This window comes from Paenibacillus sp. JDR-2, from assembly GCF_000023585.1.
GTDB lineage: Bacteria > Bacillota > Bacilli > Paenibacillales > Paenibacillaceae > Pristimantibacillus.
Genome location: NC_012914.1, coordinates 5,724,858 through 5,747,533, shown reverse-complemented (window position 1 = coordinate 5,747,533; position 22,676 = coordinate 5,724,858). Strand labels below are relative to the sequence as shown.

The 22,676-nt window shown below is 50.0% G+C and carries 18 protein-coding genes; 13 read left to right on the top strand and 5 right to left on the bottom strand.

What is annotated here, in order from left to right; genetic code table 11:
• Window positions 1-4 precede the first annotated feature (4 nt).
• The gene (locus PJDR2_RS25260; RefSeq protein WP_015846571.1) at window positions 5-439 is read right to left on the bottom strand and encodes a GNAT family N-acetyltransferase; all 435 of its coding nucleotides are present in this window, start codon (window positions 437-439) and stop codon (window positions 5-7) included.
• Between the two features lie 132 nt (window positions 440-571).
• Between PJDR2_RS25260 and PJDR2_RS25255 the strand changes: the two genes are divergently transcribed.
• Window positions 572-1,024, top strand: a complete 453-nt coding sequence (locus tag PJDR2_RS25255; protein ID WP_015846570.1) for a MarR family winged helix-turn-helix transcriptional regulator — start codon at window positions 572-574, stop codon at window positions 1,022-1,024.
• A 16-nt stretch (window positions 1,025-1,040) separates the two neighbouring features.
• On the opposite strand, the gene PJDR2_RS25250 is transcribed toward PJDR2_RS25255, so the two are convergent.
• A complete protein-coding gene (locus PJDR2_RS25250) occupies window positions 1,041-1,364 on the bottom strand; it encodes an antibiotic biosynthesis monooxygenase family protein (protein ID WP_015846569.1) in 324 nt (107 codons plus the stop codon).
• Window positions 1,365-1,476: 112 nt separating this feature from the next.
• Here PJDR2_RS25250 and PJDR2_RS25245 point away from each other — a divergent pair, with 112 nt between their 5' ends.
• The 7 genes from PJDR2_RS25245 (at window position 1,477) to PJDR2_RS25215 (ending at window position 11,170) form a co-directional block, all read left to right on the top strand.
• Entirely contained in the window at window positions 1,477-2,349 is an 873-nt protein-coding gene (locus tag PJDR2_RS25245) for a LysR family transcriptional regulator (RefSeq protein ID WP_015846568.1), read from the top strand.
• Window positions 2,350-2,480: 131 nt separating this feature from the next.
• Window positions 2,481-3,404, top strand: a complete 924-nt coding sequence (locus PJDR2_RS25240) for an ArsR/SmtB family transcription factor (RefSeq protein ID WP_015846567.1) — start codon at window positions 2,481-2,483, stop codon at window positions 3,402-3,404.
• 282 nt (window positions 3,405-3,686) lie between these two features.
• Window positions 3,687-5,096, top strand: a complete 1,410-nt coding sequence (locus PJDR2_RS25235) for an ABC transporter substrate-binding protein (RefSeq protein ID WP_015846566.1) — start codon at window positions 3,687-3,689, stop codon at window positions 5,094-5,096.
• An 87-nt stretch (window positions 5,097-5,183) separates the two neighbouring features.
• The gene (locus tag PJDR2_RS25230) at window positions 5,184-6,077 is read left to right on the top strand and encodes a carbohydrate ABC transporter permease (RefSeq protein ID WP_015846565.1); all 894 of its coding nucleotides are present in this window, start codon (window positions 5,184-5,186) and stop codon (window positions 6,075-6,077) included.
• A gap of 13 nt (window positions 6,078-6,090) precedes the next feature.
• Window positions 6,091-6,930, top strand: a complete 840-nt coding sequence (locus PJDR2_RS25225) for a carbohydrate ABC transporter permease (protein ID WP_015846564.1) — start codon at window positions 6,091-6,093, stop codon at window positions 6,928-6,930.
• Window positions 6,931-6,934: 4 nt separating this feature from the next.
• Window positions 6,935-9,358, top strand: coding sequence for a glycoside hydrolase family 43 protein (locus PJDR2_RS25220; protein ID WP_015846563.1), 2,424 nt, complete (start codon window positions 6,935-6,937; stop codon window positions 9,356-9,358).
• Between the two features lie 54 nt (window positions 9,359-9,412).
• Entirely contained in the window at window positions 9,413-11,170 is a 1,758-nt protein-coding gene (locus tag PJDR2_RS25215; protein WP_015846562.1) for a glycoside hydrolase family 2 protein, read from the top strand.
• 64 nt (window positions 11,171-11,234) lie between these two features.
• Here PJDR2_RS25215 and PJDR2_RS25210 read toward each other — a convergent pair whose 3' ends face one another.
• Window positions 11,235-13,163 (bottom strand): LTA synthase family protein, encoded by a 1,929-nt coding sequence (locus PJDR2_RS25210; protein ID WP_190276168.1) that lies wholly within the window; start codon window positions 13,161-13,163, stop codon window positions 11,235-11,237.
• A 458-nt stretch (window positions 13,164-13,621) separates the two neighbouring features.
• Here PJDR2_RS25210 and PJDR2_RS25205 point away from each other — a divergent pair, with 458 nt between their 5' ends.
• The gene (locus PJDR2_RS25205; protein WP_015846560.1) at window positions 13,622-14,764 is read left to right on the top strand and encodes a transglutaminase domain-containing protein; all 1,143 of its coding nucleotides are present in this window, start codon (window positions 13,622-13,624) and stop codon (window positions 14,762-14,764) included.
• Between the two features lie 328 nt (window positions 14,765-15,092).
• On the opposite strand, the gene PJDR2_RS25200 is transcribed toward PJDR2_RS25205, so the two are convergent.
• Window positions 15,093-16,241 carry a virulence factor gene (locus PJDR2_RS25200; RefSeq protein ID WP_015846559.1) on the bottom strand — a complete coding sequence of 383 codons (1,149 nt, stop codon included), beginning with the start codon at window positions 16,239-16,241 and terminating at the stop codon, window positions 15,093-15,095.
• 214 nt (window positions 16,242-16,455) lie between these two features.
• On the opposite strand from PJDR2_RS25200, the gene PJDR2_RS25195 reads away from it, so the two are divergent.
• The 4 genes from PJDR2_RS25195 to PJDR2_RS25180 all read left to right on the top strand — a co-directional run bounded on the left by PJDR2_RS25195 (window position 16,456) and on the right by PJDR2_RS25180 (window position 21,414).
• Window positions 16,456-17,373, top strand: a complete 918-nt coding sequence (locus PJDR2_RS25195; RefSeq protein WP_049790176.1) for an MBL fold metallo-hydrolase — start codon at window positions 16,456-16,458, stop codon at window positions 17,371-17,373.
• 146 nt (window positions 17,374-17,519) lie between these two features.
• Window positions 17,520-18,590, top strand: coding sequence for a Gfo/Idh/MocA family protein (locus tag PJDR2_RS25190; protein WP_015846557.1), 1,071 nt, complete (start codon window positions 17,520-17,522; stop codon window positions 18,588-18,590).
• Between the two features lie 135 nt (window positions 18,591-18,725).
• Window positions 18,726-20,345, top strand: coding sequence for an ABC-F family ATP-binding cassette domain-containing protein (locus PJDR2_RS25185; RefSeq protein ID WP_015846556.1), 1,620 nt, complete (start codon window positions 18,726-18,728; stop codon window positions 20,343-20,345).
• A gap of 172 nt (window positions 20,346-20,517) precedes the next feature.
• Window positions 20,518-21,414: a cation diffusion facilitator family transporter gene (locus PJDR2_RS25180; protein WP_015846555.1), complete on the top strand. Its 897-nt coding sequence runs from the start codon at window positions 20,518-20,520 to the stop codon at window positions 21,412-21,414.
• 49 nt (window positions 21,415-21,463) lie between these two features.
• Here the strand turns inward: PJDR2_RS25180 and PJDR2_RS25175 are convergent, their stop codons facing one another.
• Window positions 21,464-22,654, bottom strand: a complete 1,191-nt coding sequence (locus PJDR2_RS25175; RefSeq protein ID WP_015846554.1) for an acyltransferase — start codon at window positions 22,652-22,654, stop codon at window positions 21,464-21,466.
• Window positions 22,655-22,676 lie beyond the last annotated feature (22 nt).

Sequence of the window (22,676 nt, the reverse complement as noted above, 5' to 3'; positions counted from 1 at the left end):
TTCTTCATTTCATAGATTTGGTCATGAGAACATGAGGGATGCCATCCTCCATGAATTCAGCTGATGCTCCCTCATAGCCAAGCTTCTCATAGAATCCTTTTGCATGCGTTTGTCCGTGCAGTTTAACCTTAGGGAGTCCTTTTTCGAGCGCGACTGCTTCCAATGCGGCGATGATTTGTCTGCCAATCCCGAATTTGCGGTAAGGCTCTAGTATGCAAATGCGCTCTAGCTTGCCCATACCTTCCACAATTCTAATTCTTCCCGTCCCCGCTGGTTGTCCATCATAATAGGCCAGTATATGCTCGCATTCTCCGTCCAAAAGGTCAAACTCGTCAAATTCATCGGCAAGTGGTACTCCTTGCTCCTCAACAAATACTTTCTTTCTGATGGAAAACGCGCTCTCGAGCTCCTCGGGCGTTGCAATTTTGATTGGATTCATAAACTCTCCATCCTTTAAGGATTTATTTTTATGTCGGAAATCGTCATAATGAATAACAGCGATAAATGCAGTATATAAAAAAATATTATTGTTGTAAATGCAACAAATTTTGACTAGCTGGCAGGTGACAACATGAGGGAGATACTTCGTGAGGTTGGCATGATCGCGAGGGCATTAGATTCCATAAGCAATATCGAATTCAAGGAGCTTGAGCTTACCAAAGGACAATACCTGTATCTGGTTCGCATCTTTGAGCATCCGGGAATTATTCAGGAGAAGCTGGCGGAAATGATCAAGGTGGACCGGACGACGGCTGCGCGCGCGATTCAGAAGCTTGAGATTCAAGGCTTTATCGAGAAGAAAGACGATGAATCAAACAAGAAGATCAAAAGGCTCTTTACCACGGAGAAAGGCAAGCTGGCTTATCCTTTTTTGAAGCGGGAAGGGGATCATTCGAACTCTGTGGCACTGGCGGGAATAACGGAGGAGGAAGCGGAGAAGCTTTTTCACCTGCTGCAAAGGGTCAGAAGGAATATTGAGGTCGAGTGGGATTACGTGAAAAAGGGGAATAAAAGAGACTATTAAGCGCGAAAGGCAGCCGTCATGAATGATCGGCTGCCGGGTAGGAATAGGCACGTTCCACTTTACAGATTTTTACGTTGTAGCTCTGATACCAGGCTTGTTTGCCTTTCTCCTGAGCAACCTGGTGCAGCCCGTTCTGCCTCCAGTTATGAATCGCCTCCAGGCTTTCCCAATAGGAAATCGTAATACCTGCTCCCGAGGCATCCCTTACGCTCTCCACGGATATGAATCCAGGCTGCTCCTGGGCAAGCTCCTCCATTTTGTCGGCCATCGCGCCGTACCCATGATCCCCGTCCGTCCGTTGACTCGAAAAAATAACCGCATAACAAGTTCCCTTTACCATGTTTATCAGGCTCCTTTCTGCATTAATTAGACTATACTATTGATTGTTAGATAAATAAAATGAATGATAATAATACTAAACATGAAAGAGTTTCATTTAAGGCGGGACAACGATGAATATAGAAAAATACCGGATTTTTAGCAAGGTCGTTGAGGTGGGAGGTTTAACAAAGGCAGGGGAGCTCTTGAATCTGACGCAATCTGCGATCAGTCACGCGGTTTCCAGCTTGGAGAACGAGCTTGGCTTGAGCTTGCTTATAAGAAACAGGGCCGGAATTCAGCTTACGAACAACGGTGAAAGTCTGATTCATCCTATCAGAGAAATTCTTCGCGCGAATGATATTTTGAATCAAGAGGTAGCCGCTATTAAAGGAATCGAAATCGGAGCCATTAAGATCGCGACCTTCACTAGCGTTTCGATACAATGGCTGCCGCAAATCTTGAAGCAATTTCAGAATCTATATCCTCAAATTGATGTGAAGCTACTGGACGGCAACTATCATGAGATCGAGGAGTGGATCGCGAATGGATCGGCCGATTTTGGCTTTGTTAATTTGCCTACCCGCGAAGCCTTTGATGTAGTGCCGCTTCATCGGGATAGGATGATGTGCGTAATGAATGCCGGGCATCCTTTCAGTCATCGGAGGGCGATCAGCTTGGAACTAATTATCGAGGAGCCTTTTATTATGCCGGTTGCAGGATGTGACACGGATGTGCAACGAATCTTCTCGCAAAACGAATGCAAGCCGCGGATTAAATACGAGTTGGAGGATGACCATGCCATTATTGCAATGGTGCAAAGCAATTTGGGGATCAGCATTCTTCCCGAAATGATATTGTCGCATCTTCCGGACAATGTGTGCTGCCGCCCGCTGGACAGCGAGCATTACCGCAATATTGGCCTTGCCGCAAGATCTTTTAAAAATGTCTCCCCGGCTGCCAAAAAGCTGATTGAATGGATTAGAACTTGGATCACTTCCCGATAAAATTTCATTACAATAATTTTGTAACAAAAACAAAAATATATTTTATTACAAATAAACTAGACAAAACTTTCGAATGGCGCTAATCTGATTGTAAGAAACATAATCGATACAGAGGAAGAAGGGACTTTGCGTTGTTAGAATTAACGATAGACGAGCCCGATCGTCTCGTAAAGGTTGCGCATGCTCTTAGTACACATACCAGAATCGGCATCATAAAGCTGCTGCTTGCCAAACCAAACCTGAATATTATCGAAATTGCGGAAGCGCTGGATATACCGGTCTCCACGGCGGCAACCAACGTGAAGGTGTTAGAAGAGGCGGAGCTTATTCTGACCGAGCTTCAACCGGCATCGCGCGGGGCCATGAAGGTATGCAGCCGGAATTTCGACGATGTCCGCATGATACTTAATCCGATTGCTTACTACCAGAACACAAGCAAGGCCGTTGAAGTCGAAATGCCGATCGGCCATTTCATTAACTTCGACATCCTGCCAACCTGCGGGATGGCGAATACGACCGGCATGCTGTTTATTGAGGACGAGCCGGAAAACTTCTATCATCCGGACAGCCGGACGGCCGAGATTATCTGGTTCCGCAAGGGCTGGATTGAATACCGGTTTCCGAAGAAGCTGCCGGCGGGCGCAAAGGTGAAATCGCTCGAATTCTCTCTTGAGCTATGCTCGGAAGCGCCGAACTACAATAACGACTGGCCTTCCGAAATTACGGTATGGGTGAATGATATGGAGATAGGCTCCTGGATCTCGCCCGGTGATTTCGGAGACCACCGGGGCAAGCTGAACCCGCCTTGGTGGAATGACTCCAGCACCCAGCACGGACTGCTCAAAACCTGGGCAATCGAAGAAAGCCGCAGTACCATCGATAACGAGAAGAGCTCCTCGACAACGCTTCGGGATCTGCAGATGGATCAGAAGCCGTTTATTACCTTCCGGATCGGATTAAAGCCGGACGCCAAGCATCAAGGCGGCATGAATTTGTTTGGCAAGTCGTTTGGCGATTATGCGCAAGGAATTATTATGCGAATGCAATACGAATAACGTCCAATTGTTCCAGATGTTTTGTTAGCACAAAGGCATCTGGAACTTTTTTGTTGAATGATACAGTTTTATTGAAAGAAAGCGTTGACATTGTAATTTAACGCATGTATATTTTGTTTATAAACAAATAAGTTGAAATAAACTAAAAAATATGTCGGTATATACGAGCCTATTGAAGAAACGCTAGCGGGGGCCGTTTGAACTGTACATAAGGGTCATGGCTTATTTGTTTAAAGCGCACGAAATCATATCGTTCATTCATTATGAAGGGGGAAGTAACAGATGGCGAAATGGAGAAGCGGTAAAATTTGGATGGCTGCAATGCTTTGTCTCATTATCGTACTGGCAGGCTGCAGCTCCAATAACGGTGGCAGCAAGGAAAGCTCCAATAACGGCAAGAACAACAGCAATGCGGCAGCACCGGAATCTTCGAACACGGGAACGGCGGCAGAAGGAACGGATGCCGGAGCCGACGCGAAATCTAGCATCGAATTTATGGGCTGGGGCGGAGACACGGAGAAAGCGGTCTTCCAAAAGCTGATTGACGCTTATATGAAGAAGTATCCAAACAAAAAGGTAAAATACACGGTTGTACCTCCAGGCGAGTATTACCAAAAGCTTGATACTCTGATCGCTGCTAAGAAAACACCGGATGTGTTCTACGCAGGCGGCGCGAACTTCAACAAGCTCGTTAGCAGCGGCGTGCTGATGAACCTGCAGAAGATGCTGGACACAAGCAGTCTGGTTGATCAAAGCAACGTATGGCCTGCCGCTCTGGACCGCTACCGTTATGACGGTACCGCTTCCGGCAAAGGCGACATCTATGGTCTTCCGAAAGACGTTGGCCCTTGGGCGTTTGCTTACAACAAAGATCTGTTCGACAAAGCCGGTCTTCCTTATCCTAGCGCAAAAGCCGGCGAATACACTTGGGACGATATGCTTGCCGATGCGAAAAAGCTGACTGTGGTTAATGAACGCGGCAAGATCGATACCTTTGGCGTTGCGGGTTATTCCACCGAATCCGCCGTATGGGCAAATGGCGGAGACTGGACAGACGGCAACGGCAAGATCACCATCGATACTCCTGAATTCGCGCAAGCAATGCAATTCGTAGCGGACCTTAGCCTTGTTAATAAAGTAAGTCCTTCCCCCGACGATGAAAAAGCGCAAAACGGCTATGCACGTTTCGTAGCCGGCAAAATTGCCATGTTCCCGATGGGCCCGTGGGATCAACCGGGCTTCTGGGATCTGCCATTCAACTGGGATATCGCGGCATGGCCGGCTAGCCCGAATACAGGCAAAACCGCAACTTGGCTCGGATCGCTTGGCTTTGTCGTATCGGCTAAAACCGAGTTCCCGGATGACGCATTCCGTCTTGCGGCATACCTCAGCCTTGATCAAGACTCGCAAAGACAAAACTATCAGCTTGGCCAAGCGGTACCAAACCTGATGGATATGGCAAAAGGCGAATTCCTCGAAATGGACAAAAAACCGGAGACCCGCCAAGTATTCCTGGATATCATCTCCGATTACGGCCGTCCTCCGATTGAGAACAGCTCGAAAAACACGAAATGGCTGGATACCTTCTGGCAGGATGCAAGCGCGGTATGGACCGGCAAGCAAAGCGCGGCAGACTTTGTGAAGGCGGAGCAGCCGAAGCTTCAAAAACTGTTCGACGAAGGCAATAAGTAAAGCAGGTTGAACTTGCTGATGTGCGTGGGGCGAAGATGATCAGACATCGTCTTTGCCCCTCTCACCTTTGGCTAGGGAGGATTATTCATGAAGAAGACAATTACCGGATACCGGCGCAAGGAAATCATCTGGTCCCTCATATTTGTTATGCCGCCCGTACTCGGGTTTCTAATCTTTGGGCTGGCGCCGCTGCTCACATCATTTGGACTTAGCTTTATGACTTGGGATATGCTGACGCCATCCAAATTCGTTGGCGTTGATAATTTCCATTACATGTTTAATGACGAGAAGTTTTATAAGTCGCTATACAACACCTTCTTCCTGCTGCTTGGCATTCCGCTAGGCATGGTCATCTCGATGATTCTTGCCATTATGATGAACCGTAAGCTGGCAGGCATCTCGATTTTCCGTACGATTTATTACATTCCCGTCATCTCGCCGATTATCGCGGTATCCCTCTTATGGCAGTGGATGCTCAATTATGATTACGGCCTGGTTAACGAGTTTATTTGGAAAGTCTTCGGAACGCAGGGGCCGAACTGGCTGGGCGATCCGAACTGGGTAAAACCTTCCTTCATTATTATGGGATTATGGGGCGGCGTAGGCGGTACGATGGTGCTGTATCTGGCCGGACTCCAGGGCATTTCTTCAACCTATTACGAAGCAGCAGAAGTTGACGGGGCTACCCGTTGGCATCAATTCAAGCATATTACGCTTCCGCTTTTGTCGCCGATTCATTTCTATGTTGTCGTTATGGGCATTATCGGTACGTTCCAGTCCTTTAGCCAAATGTACATTCTGGCTGCAGACGGCGGACCGGAGTACAGCGGTGCGACAATCGTGTACTACATTTTCCAAGAAGCGTTCAAATATTTCAACATGGGTTACGCAAGTTCGGTTGCCTGGGTGCTTGGCATCCTTATATTCATCATTACGTTGGTACAGTTCCGCTTGTCCAAGCGGTGGGTGTACCAGGATTAGGAGGCCTTAAGCAATGGCTAATCAACGCCGTCTTATCAATACCGTTTTATTCGTGCTGCTGCTTGCGGGATCCGTTATTATGCTGGGCCCGCTCGTATGGACAGTGTCGACTTCGTTAAAAACGCAGCAGCATGTGTTCGATGTGCCTCCGCAATGGATTCCCGAACCGCTCACTTGGCTCAACTATAAGGATGTCTGGTCGAAGGCGCCTTTATTATACGGATTCATGAACAGCGCAATCGTTGTAGTGTGCGTGCTGACCGTAGGTTTGTTTGTGGCGGCAATGGCCGCTTATGCGTTCTCCAAGTTCGAGTTTCCGTTCAAGGAATGGATCTTTATGGCGCTGCTTGGCACCATGATGATTCCTTATTCGGTCGTGATGATTCCGCAATATATCGGCTTCTCGGAACTTGGGTGGGTGGATACGCTTGCGCCGCTTATCGTTCCGGGCCTATTCGGCAATATCGTAACGATCTTCTTCTTCCGTCAGTTTATGCAGGGCTCTATTCCGAATGATCTGATCGATGCGGCCAAAATCGACGGATGCGGCTATTTCCGCACCTTTACGACCGTTGCGCTTCCGATTGCGAAGCCGGCGATTGCCGCACAAGCAGCGCTTGGTTTTATGGGCATCTGGAATGATTTTATGGGTCCGCTGATTTACCTGCATACGCCTGAACGCCAAACGATTCAAGTGCTTATCGCAAGCATGCAGTCCAACTATATTTCCACTTCGAATTACCCGTCTCTGATGGCGGCGTCGATTGTTGCGCTTGTGCCGGTTGTTATCGTGTTCTTTATGGCACAGCGTTACTTCATTGAATCGATGGCAATCAGCGGTATTAAGGGGTAACGGCATGAGCGGATGGCAAATGAAACGATCCTTGATCGGCATTGGCATCGCGGTCGTACTCGCAACAGGCGGGGGAGGGATTTGGTTGCTTACGCAAAAGCAGGATGAGCAGGAACAATCAAGAGAGGCTATTACGATGGACCGGACCTATCGGAATCCGATGACGCTCGACCAGGAATGGGAGGATTACGGCATCGGCGATCCTTACGTGCTGCGCTACAACGGCAAATATTATTTGTACTGCAGCACGAAGGACTGGCGGGTCGGCATAAAAGCATGGAGCTCCGACGATCTGGTGAATTGGAGCTACGAAGGGCTGGTAACGGAGGAGCCGGTAAGCGAAGGCGCTTATGCGCCGGAAGTGGTGTATTGGAACGGTTCCTTCTATATGTACACATCTCCAGCGGGTAAAGGGCATTATGTGCTGCAAAGCGACAGTCCCACAGGGCCGTTCAAGGTGAAAACCGATAATCTGGGCCTCACGATTGATGGCTCCGTCTTTATCGACGATGATGCCAAATGGTATTTCACCCATGCGGAATCCGGCGGCATTATGGCCAGCAGCATGATTGATCCTTATACGATCGAAGCAGGCGATAAGCTGAACACGTCATTGGGGCATTGGACGGAAGGCTCAATGATTATTAAGCGGGGCGGCAGATATTTCATAACGTATACCGGCAATCACGTGTTCTCCAAGGGCTATCGCGTTAATTACGCGGTAGGGCATGAGTCGCCAACCGGCCTGTATACGATTCCTGACAATAATCCGATTATCATCTCGACGGACAAAGATTTTAACGGACTGGGGCATAGCGCAACGGTGCTTGGTCCGGACATGGACTCCTATTATATCGTTTATCACAATCTGGTCGGCAGTTCGGCCGAAGGACCTCCGGTAAGGAAGCTTAATATGGACCGTCTAACGTTTAACGGGGACAAAATGTCCGTGCTTGGCCCAACGCATGATGCGCCGGTACCGGCTCCCGCGCTTCCGGCGTTCCGCGATCCGCTTGGCGGCAGTCCAAGCGCGGATAAATGGCAATCGCCTGAAATCTCCGGTACTGATGCAGCTTGGGTCGCAACGAAGCCAACGGGGGACCGTTTTACGGCGGAATACAACGTTATCTTAGGCAGCGAAAGCGGTGAACTGGAGACCATCTTCTCTTATACAAGCGCGGATGATTATCGCAGCATTCGGATCAATCCGGCGGAGCATTCCATTTCGTTAAGGGATGCGGCTGCGGATAAAGAAGTGCAGAAGGCCTCTTTACCTGAAGGGATGGATTTCTCCAAGCTGCATGCCGTGCGGGTGGAAGCGGATCAGAGCGGAACAAGAGTGTATTGGGATGGACTGCTGCTCATCGATAACGCGGAGTTTACGGCAAAAGCCGGTCAAATCGGTTACGCCTGGACGGGCGGCTTGAAGCCGGAGCTGCAGTATACGGCATTCTCGAATGAAGCGGGCGGCAGCAGCGACAACAAAATGATCAAGCAGGTGCCCGGCACGATGGAGGCCGTACACGCCGCAGCGTCCGGCAATAACGAAGTCACTATTCATCATGAAGGAACACCTGATGGAAGCTACTCGGCCGAGTTAACCGGCAAAGCTTCGGAGCTTGCTTTCCCGGTATACGTCCATTCGGATGGGGATTATATGCTGGCTGCGATGGTATCGGATGCTTCGGCGGGTTCTACGCTTGAGGTTGAAGCGGGCGGCGTAAAGCGGTCCGTAAAGCTTAAGGCGGAAGAGTTCGTAACCGAGGACGATTCCTCGGAATGGATGAAGGTTCCGCTCGGAACGTATCCGTTGAAGCAGGGCTTGCAGTGGCTGACGCTTTCCAGAGGAAAAGGAAATCCGGACATCCGGTTCATCGAAACAATCGAGGCGGCAGCGCCTGAAGGAGAGCAGCAGGTTGCTTTTGACCCTGACTCGACCTTTGGTTATTGGCAGGAAGAGAGCGGTACCGTAGGCCTGCAGCTGGCCGGCGATAATTCCATGATTTTTGGCGGGGATACCCGCTGGACGGATATGGAGGTTGGCGTGGAAATAACGCAGGCAGAAGCCGCGGAAGACGAGGCGTCTATTCTGCTGCGGACAACCATGGAATCATCCTTTCGCGATCAGGTTGCTGATTCTTTTATCGGGTATGAGCTTACCTTCCGCAATGGCAGAATCATCCTGAAGAAAGTCAGCTACGAAGTGAATCAGGAGCTTACCTCCGGCGTGCTGGAGCTGGGGAGCGGCAAAGCCCATCCGATTCGGATCAAGCTGAAGGGGCCAAGCATCCAGGTATTTGACGGGGACAATGACGAGCCCGTTCTGACCTGGACGGACCGGAATGCCTTCCTGCATGGACGGATCGGACTTCGCGCGAGCTCTTCGGACTGGCAATTCGGCAATATCACGGTAAATACGAAATCATAACATTCATTCATCATTAACGCAGCACATGGGCGTAACAGAGAGCAGGGAATACGTATGACAACAAAAATGTATATCAAAAACTATCCGCGTCCGCAATTCGTCCGCGAGCAATGGATCGATTTAAACGGGGAATGGAACTTTGCGTTTGACGACGCGAATACGGGCGAATCGCACTTGCCGTCCGCATTCAGCAGCGATTTGAAGATTAACGTGCCTTTTACTTACGAGACGCAGGCAAGCGGCATTGGCGACGAAAGCCATCATCCCAATGTCTGGTACAACCGAACGCTGGATATACCGGCCGAAGCAGAGGGCTCGAAAGTGCTGCTGCATTTCCAAGCGGTCGACTATGTAGCGAAGGTATGGATTAACGGTACTTATATCGGCTCTCATCAAGGCGGCTATGCGGCTTTTTCCTTCGACATTACGCCGTATATCGCCGTTGGCGGGGAGAACCAGCTGACCGTTAAGGTAGAGGACAGCATGGACGCAACGCAGCCGCGCGGCAAGCAGCGCTGGGTGAAGGATAATTTCGAATGCTTCTACGTGCAGACGACAGGGATCTGGCAATCGGTATGGATGGAGTTTGTCGCTCCCGTCCGCGTGGATTCCGTCAAAATAACGCCGGATATCGACAACCGCACCGTTCGTTTCGAATACCAGGTAGAAGGAGACTACTCGGCTTCGGATATCCGCTTGGAGACCGTCATCAGCCTGAAGGGCAAACAGCTGAAGCAAATGAGCCTGACGGTAGACCGCCCTTGGCTTCAACTCGATGCCGATCTCGTTCACGAGGTAAACGGTCCTTGGAAGCATAGCATGTGGTCGCCGCAGCATCCGAATCTGTATGACGTTGAGTTTATTTTGTACAAGGGCGATACCAAGCTGGACCATGTTTATTCATACTTCGGCATGAGAAAAATTTCGATCGAGAAGGGCCGTATCCTGCTCAACAACGCGCCGCTCTATCAACGGCTGATTCTGGATCAAGGCTACTGGCCGGATAGTCATCTGACGCCGCCGTCGGAAGAAGCGCTGATTGAGGATATTGATCTCATTCTGGAAATGGGCTACAACGGTGTCCGCAAGCATATGAAGGTGGAGGATGCTCGCTTCCTGTATTGGTGCGACGTGAAAGGCCTGCTCGTCTGGTCGGAGATGGCCGCAACCTTTGAATTTAACGATAACGCCGTTCATAAGTTTACGAACGAATGGATGGAGGTCGTACGCCAGCAGTACAATCACCCGTCTATCATTACCTGGGTTCCGTTCAACGAATCCTGGGGTGTCATGAACATCAAGAAGGACAAGAAGCAGCAGAAGTTTACCGAAGCAATCTATCATTTAACCAAAAGCTTTGACCCATACCGTCCGGTTATTACGAATGACGGCTGGGAGCATACGGTATCCGATATTCTGACTCTTCACGACTACGTGGAGACGAAGGAAGAGTTCGAGAAGCGTTATAGCAACAAGGACGAAATCCTGAACAATGAGATTTCGTTTAACCATTGGAAATACGCTTTTGCGGATGGTTACGAATACCAAGGGCAGCCGGTAATCGTCAGCGAGTTTGGCGGCATCGCCTTCCAGACCGAAGCAGGCTGGGGTTACGGTAACCAGGTTGCTTCGGATGATGCGTTCTTGAACCGCTTCCGCAATATCCACCAGGCGATCAAGGACAGAGATTATATCGTTGGCTACTGCTATACGCAGATTACGGATGTGCAGCAGGAAGTAAACGGGCTGCTTACGGCGGACCGCAAGCCGAAGATTCCGATCGAGAAGATTCGCGAAGTTAATCTGATGTAATAGGAAATAAAAAAAATAGCGAGGCAGGAAAAATTCCTGCCTCGCTATTTTTGTGCTATACCGGTTATTTTACTGATGCAACCTGCTTTGTATCATCCGCCGGCGTAACCTTCTTGTTCCATTCCGGCAGCGATGCGACATATTCATCCGACATGCTGATCAGTCGGTGTGCTCTCGTATAAGTGTCCTCCGTATCCTGCGGAGTTGTGACAGGACCGCCGGCGATCGGATAAGTGATGCCGTCCGGGTAACCCGAGCCTGGCACAAATGCGCCTTTGTCCGTAATAAAGGAACCGGTAGGGAGGTAGTAACGTTCAGGCAAGATGTTGCTTGTATGATTGAGCAGATCCTGTCCGAAGTGGACCTGATCCTTAAGCGAAACGCCAATCAGGTTCGAGATGGTCGGGAATATATCCGACTGTCCGCCAACCTGAGGGAAGACCTGAGGAGTTTGATTAGGCACGGACATAATCAGCGGGATATTCATCATATCCGGCAGCGTATAGTCACGGCCGTAAATTTCCTTCATCAGCTTCTTCTCATTGGTGTTCAGGGAGTATATCGGCAGTCCTTGATGATCGCCGTACAAGACGATTACGCTGTTATCCCAGACGCCGTTTTTCTTGAGCTCGTCGATCAATTGGCCAAGCGCGTAATCCGCGTAGTTCTGGGCTTCAATATAGTCGCCGACAAGCGTGTTTTTATAACGGTCGGGCAGTTCCATCTTATATTTGCTTTCCGGAATACGGAACGGATGATGGCCGGACATGGAAATCAGCTGAACATAAAACGGCTGGCCGGTCTGCTGCATGCGCGCAAGCTCATCGGCCGTCTTCGCGTACAGAACTTCATCGGAAGGACCAAAGGCAACGGGATCCTCTTTGCCAAAGAACCGGTCATCATAATATTTGCCCCAACCAAGCGCCTTATACAGCTGGTCGCGGTTCCAGAACATGACGTTGTTCGTATGGAAAGTCGCTGTCTGGTAGCCGTTAGCGGCAAAAGCCTTCGGCATGCTTGGCAGTTCCTTGTTTGCATATACCTCGGAAGCCGCGCCGTTAGGCGGTACGTAAAGCGAGGTATTTACGACAAACTCGGCATCCGCCGTATTGCCTTGCCCCACTTGCTGGAAGAAATGCGGGAAGTAGAAATGATCCGCAGCCAGCTTATTCATATTCGGCGTAATTTCTTTGCCGTCGATTTTCAAGTTAATGAGGAAATTCTGGAATGCTTCAAGCTGAATAACAATAACGTTTTTCCCTTTTGCTGCTTCCCAGTAGGCCGGCTGTGCGGGCTGGGCGCTTCCTTTTTCCTGCTCGACCATTGCCGGCGTTACTTCCTCCGCGTTAATCGGCAGGTCCTTGGAAGGAGCAAAGGTCGCATAGATCTCGTAGTTCAGGATCCCCATGTTTTTCGCCTGCTGGAATTCGTTCATATCCTGGCGGTAAGGGAGAATGGCAATGGCGCAAGCGGCAACCGCAAGCACTTGTCCAGCCACAAACCAGCTTCTTCTGCCTTTGACCGACAACGTGCGGCTCCAAGCGCGGAATCGTTTGCTGCTGGCAATCATGATGAACAGGAACACGATATCCGTAAAGATAAACAAGAAGTAAGGATCCATCAGCGAGAAGACGCTGCTGTTCACCTCGCCTACCTGGTTCACCTGGCGCAGCTCATGATAAGTAACGATAACGCCGAAATATTTGTAGTACATAATAACGGCAAAATAAACACCGGTTAAAATGAGGTCGAGGATCAGGTAAGTCATGAACTTCTTCCTGTAAGCGAATGCTTCAATAAGACAGAAAATAAATCCGATTGATGAAATGCCGGTCAACAGCATTTTAACGATATCTCCCGTACCGCCATCGAATACGATGATCCAGACGAGGAGCATTTTTAGAATCATAATGATGGAAAAGACAACAAAAGGCTTGTTCAGCAGTGCCTTCCACCGATATCCGTTAGTCAAAACGAATCGTCTCCCTTTCATTTAATTATTGACCAGGGGTAAGCTGTATAATATGAACGGCTGCCCCCGTATGTATCGATTGCAGCTCGCGACTTGCGGTATTAGTAATAGGGTTGTTCAAAATCGTACGATCATGCATATCAGCAAACGAAAAAGTGCTGCGGGGGTGTTTGACGGTAAAACATCAAAGCATCAACCTCCGAGCACGGATGTACGAAGTCTCTTTTATTACTTTACTACTATAATTCATTAAGAGAAAGAAAAGCAAGATAACCGAAACGGAAGCCAGCATTTGCATAGGCTGGCTTTATGCTTCCTCTTCTATTTGACAACGAAATCTTATCTTGCCATAGCTAAAAATAGCGTTATGATGGAGATAGATTCATATCCTTTATATTTTAGGTACTGTAGTGTTTATCACGATAGGGAATCGCATAAAATAAGTAAAGAAACTAATATTCCCGAAGCGGGAGGTACCTATGCGAAAAACAGGTTGGAAAATAGCGACAGTAGCGGCCTTGCTTGCCGTTGCCATTGGTTTAAATATGAAATCCGATCTGTTCTCTGTTTTTGCGTCTGCGTCAAGCGGCGGAGGCGGTACGATCGATCAGCTTGAGGATGAGCTGGCATCGCAATTTCAAAGCAGATCCGAGCATTTTACGCTTCAATATAAAGGAGACAAGCACAAGCTTTCCGACGGCTTGCAAAATACGATTAATCTGGCGCTTGCGCAGGATGATTACACCGCGTATATCCTTGACTCCTATCTTTATACAATCCGCAGCTGGGGTAATCTGTCCACCATAAAGCTGGAGGCCAGATACCGCGAAACGACGGACCAGACCGCTGCCGTTGATGCAATGGTGAGCAAAGCGATCAAGCAGATTATTACCCCGCAGATGAATGAGCATGAGAAGGTGAAGGCGATCCACGACTGGATTGTTAATAGACTTCAGTATGACGAGACCCTAAAGCATTACACCGCTTACGATGCTCTCACAACGGGAACCGCTGTATGTCAAGGTTATTCGCTACTTGCTTATAAAATGCTAAAAGCTGTCGGAATTCCTGTTCTTATTGCCGAGGGCAAAGTTAAGACCGGCGACCATGCCTGGAATATGGTGCAGCTCGGCGGCAATTGGTATCATCTCGATATGACCTGGGATGATCCCGTTGTGAAGCAAGCCGGCACGCAGCAGACCGAGTCCCGTCTCAGCTATAATTATTATTTGAAGACGGATGACGAGATGCGCGTCGATCATCAATGGATCAAAACCTATCCAACGGCGAACCATTCCTACGGCAGCGAGCTCAGCAAGCTGAAGAGCACGGACAGCGGGAAGGCGGATGTTTACGCTAAGCTCATCACCGATCTTGGCCTGCATTGGACGGAGCCGGAAAATACGGTAGCAAGCCTGGTAGAGCTGGAGCAGGAGATCCGCGAGGCTGTAATGGAGCAGCAGACGGGCATGAAGTTCCGTTATCTGCAAGGTTCGCAGCTTGCGACCGATCTGCCGACGGCCTTTAAGGTAGCGCATGTATCCGTTCGCTATTCGGCTCGTTACGAGCCATACGGCAATGACGGTTCGATGCTTGTGCAGGTTCAGCTGGATTATCAATAAAAAGTTTAAAGAATAGGAAAGAGCATTCGCTTGTGATAAAGCGAATGCTCTTTTTTACGACACCGTTGCGATATCAGCAAAGGTGTCCGGGCTGCACATTGTATACATTGCAGTATAAATGCCCATATAGGGGTTATTTTTGAGGCTAGAGTGTATTTTCTGCAGTATACATAACCGGGATAAGCTTGAAAAGTACGGATTTGAGGTAATATATTGTACTTTCTGCAACGTAAATCGGCTTATCGCATGAAATTGCTCCATTAAGCTGCGTTAGATACAACGTAGCTGGCAGCCTCGCACATTCGGACTGAGACTCAAACAGCTACTCTTACTGCTGCTGATCGCGGCTTCTGGCAGCGGTCATCTGCTGCCATACCGAGCCGGCAGCTTCCTCGCCGCGCTCGATCCGCTCCAGCGCGATCTGCGCTTGCAGCTGGATCTCGAACTCGGCGTCCTTCGCTGCTTCGCGCAGCGCTTCCACGGCGCTCTCGTCGCCGGCTTCATACAGGAAGCGCGCAGCGCGCCAGCGGACAAGCTTGTTCGGATCGCGCAGCGCGTCAATCATCGGGCCGGTTGCAGCCGGATCGCCCCAATCGGACAACGTATCGCCGGCTGTACGGCGTACGGATACGGATTTGTCGCGCAGCGCCTCGAACAGGTAAGGCATGGCTTCCGGCGTGCGCAGATCGCCAAGATAAACGACGGCAAGACGGCGGATCGACATGTTCTCGTCATGCAGCGCTTTTGCAATCAGCGGCAGCAGTTCGGGCTCCGGAGCCATCCGCTCCAGAGCGGCGTAACGGACCTGCCATTCCGGGGACTCGAAGCGCTCGGCGATTTCTTCGCGCGACAGCGGTGCCGGTCTAGCAGGGGCAGCGGATTCTTCGCCGGGTCCTAACGCCTGGGCTGCCGAGATAAGCTCTTTCAGCCGATCAGGCGTATAAGCAGCCTCCAGCTCCTTCACGATCTCGGCTGCAATCTCCTCAAGCTCGCCGTAACGAACGCCAAATTCCTCCAGCTTCCGTTCGCGGATCATCGAAGCACCGGCCGCTTCGGTTACGGCATCGGTGAATTTCTGCGGCAGCGCGGAGCGGGCTTCGCGCTCGCCGTTCTTCACGCGTACCTGCATCGGGATACCCCGGTACATTTGCACAAGCACATGCGCCTCGCCGTAGCTCTCGGCCGCAAGCGCGGCTCCTGCTGCGGCGTCGCCGTCATTGCCGCCTTGCAGCAGCGTTCGCGCGTCGGCGAGAATACGCGCCCAGTCCGCGCTTGCAACGCGGTCCAGCGCGATAAAGTCGGCCGTGCGGAAGATGCTCCGCACGCCTTCGATGGCGAGGAGCGCCTTCAGCGGCTCAGGTGCGGACTCGATTTCTTTTTTTGTATAGGATTGTCTGATGCCGCGCGGAAGCGATTCATCCACGTTCAGCTTCATGGAATTTGGACTTGGGGTTGGTTCTATTGAAATAAGTTTCATTTTCATTATGCCTCCCGTTCACTAACTTAAGCTTATAATCATAGTGTACATGAAAAAAACAGCTTACGCGAATAGAGCTCGGCAGCAGTTGATTGGACATTCCCAAGTTGGTATCTTTATATAACAGGGCAAGACAATCAGGAGGGATGTACGGTTGAAGCAGAATAAATTCACGAAATTTACGAACAGCGAGCCGGTACAGCTGCAAAATTCCATGAAGCATTTAAAGCGATGGCGCCAGGAGCGTCTCCGTAAAATAAAAACAAAGGATTATTCCTATTCCATTCCTAACATAGAGCCTGACCTTCCATTTTTGCATGAGAATCGGGTAAAGCCATCTTTGACATGGGTGGGGCATTCTACCTTCTTCATTCAGCTTGCCGGGAAAAATATTATCACCGATCCGGTCTGGGCGGGGCAGATGGCGTTTCAGAGGAGACTGGCACCTCCGGGGCTGCCGATTGACGATGTACCCCCGGTTGATATTATCCTTATCTCTCATTCCCATTACGATCATCTTCATATTCAATCGCTTCGGCGTCTTCAGGGCAACAAGCTGCTGCTGGTTCCGGCAGGGCTCCGCACAAAGCTCAGGCTGAAGGGATTTACGAATGTAAGGGAGCTGCACTGGTGGGAGTCTGTTGTTGTTGACGGCATCCGCATTACCTTCGTGCCATCGCAGCACTGGACCCGTCGCAATCTATGGGATATGAACAGCTCCCATTGGGGCGGGTGGGTTATGGAACCGGCCCGGAAGGATTCCTTGGATCCTACGATCTATTTTGCCGGTGACAGCGGTTATTTTTCCGGCTTCAGAGAAATTGGCAGCCGATTCGATATTGATGTGGCCTTAATGCCGATTGGCGCTTACGAGCCGGAATGGTTCATGGGACCTCAGCATGTGACGCCGGAGGAGGCGCTGCGGGCGTTTGAGGATACGGGAGCCAAATGGTTTGTGCCGATGCATTACGGGGCGTTCAAACTTGCCGACGATACGCCGCGCGAAGCTCTTGACCGGCTGGCAAACGAGCGGGAACGAATCGGGTTGGAGGAACAACGTGTCCGAATTCTCCTTCACGGCGAAACTTGGCGCTGTCCAAGCCGTGAAAATAACAAACGAGAACAAGAGTAAGCCAAATAAGCACAGTGACTCTCCCGGGCAGGAGAGCTATACTTATGGATATATTGTTAGGCCCATGCTTTCGAAGCATGAATCATCTCAAATGGCCTGAATATCGCCATCAAGGTGATTATTCATTTTAGGGGGAACTAAAGAAAATGAGTCAGCCTATTCGTCTTGGCATAATTGGAGCAGGGGCTATCGGCAAGGTCCACTTGGAAACTTTCGCGAAGGTTGGAGCGGATTCGGTATACGTTGCCGCGATTACCGATGCCTATTTGCCGCTTGCCGCGCAAAGAGCAGAGGAGTTTGACATAAAGACGGTTCACGAGAACCCGCAGGCCTTGCTGGAGGATCCGGAGATCGATGCCGTCGTCGTTGGCGTTCCGAACCAGTTCCATGCCCCTTTAGCCATTGAAGCTTTAAAGCAGGGCAAGCATGTCTTGCTGGAGAAACCGATGGCGATTGATGCCGAGGCGGCCCGTACTATTTATGAAGCGCAGAAGGCTTCGGGCAAAGTGCTCATGATGGCGCAGCAAATGCGCTGGACCGGCATTAATCGCGCGATTAAAGCGCGTGTTGAGAACGGCGATCTTGGCCGAATCTATAACGTGAAATCCGGCTGGGTGCGCAAAAAAGGCATCCCGGGCTGGGGCTCCTGGTTTACCCGTAAGGATATGGCCGGCGGCGGCCCGCTGATCGACATCGGCGTTCATATGCTGGACCTGTCGCTCTATCTGATGGGCAATCCAAAGCCGGTATCGGTATACGGCTCCACTTACGCCGAATTTGGTCCGGAACGCCGCGGTATCGGCACTTGGGGTACACCGAACTGGGACGGCTACTATGATGTGGAAGATCTTGCAACGGCGCTGATCAAATTCGATAACGGTGCAACGCTGTCGCTTGATGTAAGCTGGGCCGCGCATTCGGCGGGCATGAGCCAGGATCCGTTTATCCACTTGATGGGCAAGGAAGGCGGCGCGGCGCTTGTTGGCAGCGACGGCAAATTCGTAACCCATGAAGGCGACGAGATTGTCGAGTCGAACATCGAGCCGCTTGAGGGCGAAGAAGACCGCGTGCTGCTGAGCAAGCATTTCGTGGAATGCGTTAACGAAGGCAAGGAGCCAATTTCCTCCGCGCTTTCGGGCTACACAAACAGCCGCATTTTGGACGCGATTTACGAATCGTCCCGTACCGGCAACGAAGTGAAACTGAACTGGGATTAATAGCATTGAAAAAGGCTGCCGTAATGGCGGTCTTTTTTGTTTATCTTTTCCCATTGGGTGTAATTGAACGTTCAGACTGTGGTATAATGGTTCGAGATAAATTGAGTTTGGAAAAGAAGGACGGGATTAAATAAAATGATTAGTACAAGCGGCATAACGCTTCGCTTCGGGAAGAAGCCACTATTCGAAGATGTAAATATTAAATTTACGCCTGGCAACTGCTATGGCTTGATTGGCGCGAATGGCGCAGGTAAATCGACGTTTCTGAAAATTTTGTCCGGCGAGGTTGAACAGTCCAGCGGGGAAGTTCATATTACGCCGGGCGAACGCCTTGCGGTACTCAAGCAGAACCATTTCGAATACGATGAGTTCAACGTCCTCGAAACGGTTATTATGGGTCACAAGAAACTGTATGACGTAATGAAAGAGAAGGACGCCCTTTACGCGAAAGCTGACTTCACCGACGAAGACGGCATGCGCGCAGGCGAACTGGAAGCTGAATTCGCGGATATGAACGGCTGGGAAGCGGAATCGCAAGCGGCTGAGATGCTGAACGGCCTTGGCATTACGCCGGATCTGCACGACAAGAAAATGGCGGAGCTGGGCGGCAACGAGAAAGTACGCGTCTTGCTTGCGCAAGCGTTGTTCGGCGAACCGAACATCCTTCTCCTCGACGAGCCTACCAACCATTTGGACATTGAATCGATCCGTTGGCTGGAAGATTTCCTGTCCGGCTATGAAGGCACCGTAGTGGTAGTCAGCCATGACCGTCACTTCCTGAATACCGTATGTACGCACATTGCGGATATCGACTTTGGCAAAATCCAGATGTACGTGGGCAACTATGACTTCTGGTACGAATCCAGTCAGCTGGCTCTCGCGCTCCAACGCGGCGAGAACAAGAAGAAAGAAGATAAGATTAAAGAGCTTCAAGCGTTTATTCAACGCTTCAGTGCGAATAAATCGAAGTCCAAGCAAGCGACTTCCCGTAAAAAATTGCTGGACAAAATTACGCTCGACGACATTCGTCCGTCGAACCGCAAATATCCGTTTATCCATTTCAAAGGCGAACGCGAAGCGGGCAAATCCTTGCTGCTTGTTGAAGGTCTGACGAAGACGATCGACGGTGAGAAGGTTATTGATAACCTGACGATTGCGGTCAACAAAGGCGACAAAATCGCTTTTGTAGGACCTAACGGCCTTCCGAAGACGGTTCTGTTCCAATTGCTGATGGGCGAATTGGAAGCAGATGCCGGTACGTTCCAATGGGGGGTTACAACAACGCAAGGCTACTTCCCGAAAGACAACGCGCCTTACTTCGACGGCGTTGAGCTGAACCTTGTGGAATGGCTTCGCCAATACTCCAAGGATCCGGACGAAACGTTTATCCGCGGCTTCCTGGGTAGAATGCTCTTCTCCGGCGACGATGCGATCAAGAAAGCATCGGTTCTGTCCGGTGGCGAGAAAGTGCGCTGCATGCTTTCCAAAATCATGCTGAGCGGCGCAAACGTGTTTGTTCTCGACGAGCCTACGAACCATTTGGACCTTGAGTCCATTACAGCGCTTAACAACGGTCTGACCGATACGGACTGCACGGTTCTGTTTACATCGCATGACCATCAGTTTGTGCAAACCATTGCGAACCGTATCATGGAGATTACGCCGAACGGCTTGATCGACAGAATGATGTCTTATGACGAGTACCTCGAGAGCGAAGAGATTAAAGCTCTCCGCGAGCGTATGTACGCGGTATAATAATAGGGATAAGAGCCGTACAGTCTTTACTGTACGGCTCTTTTTTTGTGTATATGCATAAAAGCACGCCTAGGGTAAACACTGTTTCTTTAGACCCGTATGGAATCGCTTGGGTACGATAGGGATAAGGCATTATCGGGAACTAAGGATGAAATGAGGTTTGGTTACTGCAATGAACCAGTATGAAGAGATCAAGCAGGGCGAGAAAGGAGCCTTGGTCAGCATCGGGGCTTATATCGGGCTGTCGGCTATCAAGCTAGGCGCCGGCTATTGGTTTGCCTCTGGAGCGCTCGTTGCGGACGGCTTTAATAACCTGACGGATATTATTGCTTCGGTTGCTGTGCTGGTAGGTCTCCGCATCTCTCAGAAGCCGCCCGACAAGGATCACCCTTACGGACATTTCAGGGCAGAGACGATTGCGGCGCTTATTGCTTCGTTTATAATGGCGACGGTAGGCCTGCAGGTGATTATCAATACGGTACGTTCTTTATTCGCAGGAGGGCAGACCGTGCCTTCGCTGACTTCAGCATGGGTTGCTTTGTTCGCGGCAGCCTGTATGGGTGCCGTATATTTCTATAACCGCAGGTTGGCTAACCGGATTAATAACCAGGCTTTGCATGCGGCGGCAAAAGATAATCTATCTGACACGCTTGTCAGTATCGGCGCAGCGGTTGGAATTATCGGCGCTCAGTTTGGCCTGCCTTGGCTGGATCCGGTGGCCGCACTTGCGGTTGGCGCCATTATATGCAAAACCGCCTGGGACATTTTCTACAGCTCGACCCATGCTCTGACGGATGGCTTTGATGCCAACGAGCTGATGACGCTGCGTTCCACTATCGAGCGGACGAAAGGCGTCAAATCCATTAAAGACATAAAGGCCCGCGTACACGGGAGCAATGTGCTCATCGATGTGATCGTGCAGGTTGATCCCGGTTTGACGCTTATTGAAAGTCATCGGATCAGCGATGAGATTGAGCAGCAGATGGAAGGCAAACATAATATTATGAGCGTCCATGTTCATGTGGAGCCGCATGAGGAGCCCTTATCCAGTCCTAGTCCTCTGCATTAATAATATAACCTTAGCCTGGGGCGGCTAAGGTTATTTGCGTTTGAATGGATTACGCCTTCAGTTGTCTTTCCGGGCGAACCGGCTTGAAAGACTGTTGTTGCTTCTTTGGGAGGTTACCGAAGGCTATCCAGTTAAAGGGCACGTAACGGGCGAAGAAACCAACTACAAACCATGATCCAGCAAGAGCGAGTGCGAATCCGCCGAGATACCATAGATGAAGCATCCAAGCTTCCGCGTGAGGCGGGAATTCCCGGTAGACGAGCAGGAAGAAAGGATGGATCAGGTATATGCCAAAAGACAAGGAGCCAAGTCTTGCGATCAGTCTGTTTATAGCCTTCGGCAGCTTCCTGGTCAGGATAAAGGCCAATTGCAGGAGGACGAGAGCGGTTAGTATGCCATGAATATTCCACACCAGATCAAACAACGTTGAATTGAAGGATTGCTTTTGAAGTCTCGTTTCATGGTACAAATACACGTGGGTTAAGCCGGCAACGATCCAGCAAGCCCATAAGATGACCCATGCCGTAACGCGGACGGCAGTGGCATTTTCTTTAGCGGCGATTATCCATTCTTTCACCTTCGGATAGTAGATGCCTAGAGCAGCGCCAAGCAGATAATACGAGAAGTAGGAGAACGACCAGCTTCCGCGGTTAGGGACGGGTGCCGGAAGTCCGTATTTGTTAAGCAGGAAAAATCCCCATTGGAGGGCAAAGCCTGCAGGAATCGCCCATTTGACCATACGCGGATACTTTTTTAACAGCCATAAAAAAAGCGGGAACATGAGATAAAACTGAATGTTGATAAACACAAAATAAAGATGCGTGTAGGCACTGCCGGTTAGTACTTTCTCAATGAAACGATGAATCTCATTTGACAGCGAGCGGTCCGGGTAATATAAGAAATGCAAAATCGTAAAGTAAAACAATGAAAATACAAGATAAGGAATAATAATATACAGGAGCCGTTTCTTGTAGAAGCTCCCCAGCAGCTGCTTGTCCAATGGACGGGAATAATAGTTGTAAAAAAGGACAAAGCTGCTTAAGAAAATAAACGTTGTTGTACCGATTTTCATAAAAATATTGAAGAAATTATAAAGAAAGAAGTATTTCGAATTTATCATAGCAATAGTAGCAAATGAAGTAGAGTGAACGGACAGGACACCTGTGATGGCCATCGCCCTTACGAGGGATAGTTCAGGAATCTTGTCTCTTTTCTGCAAGGCTAGTGAGGTTGTATTCATCGGTTATGGATATCCTTTCTTT